The following is a 1,661-nucleotide window of genomic DNA, read 5'->3' as shown; positions in this document are numbered from 1 at the left end:
CATCGCGCCAGTCGGTTTCGGGCAGGCCGTTTCGGGCGTTCTCTTCCTTAGTCGGCACCTTCCATTGGTGCCGGGCGATGAGTCGGCCGTTTCCGTTGTAGTCGAAGCAGGTGATGCTGTGGCGGTACGCGACAACACCCCTTTGCGGCCCGGAAGTTATAAATAAAGTTGGATAGTACTTGTTATTTTTTTGTGTGTTTCAACACTAATTTCCTGGTTAAAATTTTGGATTAATTTAAAAAAATCAATAATTAAGTTGATTTGAGTAGTGTTAAATATCGTACTTTGGTTTCTTAGGGCAATATATAAAAAGTCAACAACGTAACCATATAAATAAAATTTAGATAAATTAGCAAAAATATATTTTAAACAGCAAGGAGTAAAATATAATATAGCCTTATTAGTAAAGGCTTGCCACTCTAGTGATTCAAGTATTGAGAGAAAATCATCATATGTTATCTCAATCCAAGTTTTAGTAGATAGTTGCATTATTGAAAATATATAAAAGTTATCACTATCATCAAAACTTATGATGTTATTTTTATCAACTTTGAAAATTGGGAAAGTAGGCTTAATTTTTTCTTCTAGACAATTTCGTTCTTGTATATATTTTACCTCCATAAGAAATTTATCAAATTCATAATTTACTCCTAAATCTTTGATAAATTTATAAATATATTCTAAAAAATCATAAATTATATTGATTTCATTTTTGGTTAAAGATTGTAGTAAATTAAATAGTTCACTTACTTCTCCTTGTGATATGTTAGAATAATAGCTAAATAATTCTATGAAAAAATCATTATCTATACTAGGATTTTCTATTGAGCTTAGTAAAAGTGTATTTAAATGTAAAGCATTTTCATTTTTTTGTTTATCTGACATTTGATTTTTAATTAATAAAATTAGATTGTTTTTATTCATGTCTTACTTTCTACATTTTAAGGTATGGCAGCATTTGCAGGAATTGTTCCCCATAAAGGAGGGAGTAAAGAAGGCAAAAACCGAACAATTCGATAAACTATATATGCAGCTCCAGCTCCAGCAACAACTTTTGCTCCTGTTTCTACAGGAGACCTCGGAACAGCAGGATTTTTCCACTGTTTAGGCTGAGGAACTGGTTTTGTCGCCCACTTCCACGCCCCAGAAGGTGGACTTCCACAACCTGAATCGTTCCACTCCTGCAAACGGTCTCTAAGGTTTTTCTGTTGATTCTTGATCTCCTGTTCATGTGTTTTCCACGACTGGGTACCAGGACCATTGAGACCATTAATTTGTTCATTGAACCTATGGCGCAAACCATGAGTGCCACCATTGTTACATTTCCGTTTATCTCTATTAATTAATCTATCAATATCTTGCCCAATCTCTTCGCATGATCGTTTTGACTTTCCTTTTAGACCTAATGGATCAAGCCAACGAGATATATTGAAGGCAAACGCATAAAAATTACTCCCCCCAAACAACCCAATCGGATCCTGATTCACAAACCTCCCCGCATCAGGCTCATAGTACCTAAAGAAGTTGTAATGCAACCCCGTCTCACGGTCGCAATACTGGTTTTGCAGGCGGAAGGGTTGGTGCGTCGTTCCCGTTACGTTCGTTTCGCTCTTCAGTTTGCCCCAACCGTAATAATCGCCGAACCAAACCAGATTGCCGTC

2 protein-coding genes and 1 pseudogene are annotated in these 1,661 nt (G+C 36.1%); all 3 read right to left on the bottom strand.

The window, feature by feature from the left end; genetic code table 11:
* Positions 1–130: pseudogene (locus Q9I99_RS11590) on the bottom strand (RHS repeat protein); the annotation flags it as partial.
* A gap of 26 nt (positions 131–156) precedes the next feature.
* Positions 157–924 carry a hypothetical protein gene (locus Q9I99_RS11170; RefSeq protein ID WP_301667529.1) on the bottom strand — a complete coding sequence of 256 codons (768 nt, stop codon included), beginning with the start codon at positions 922–924 and terminating at the stop codon, positions 157–159.
* Between the two features lie 17 nt (positions 925–941).
* On the bottom strand, positions 942–1,661 hold a 720-nt coding region (locus Q9I99_RS11165), incomplete at its 5' end, for an RHS repeat-associated core domain-containing protein (protein ID WP_301667530.1).

The organism is Neisseria basseii (assembly GCF_962707005.1).
GTDB lineage: Bacteria > Pseudomonadota > Gammaproteobacteria > Burkholderiales > Neisseriaceae > Neisseria > Neisseria bergeri.
The sequence above is the reverse complement of the archived record's forward strand: the minus strand, read 5'-3'. Positions and strand labels throughout refer to the sequence as shown.

What these genes read in the sequence shown, in the direction of transcription:
- Q9I99_RS11170 (WP_301667529.1), bottom strand. Translation starts at nt 924, where the DNA reads ATGAATAAAAACAATCTAATTTTATTAATTAAAAATCAAATGTCAGAT.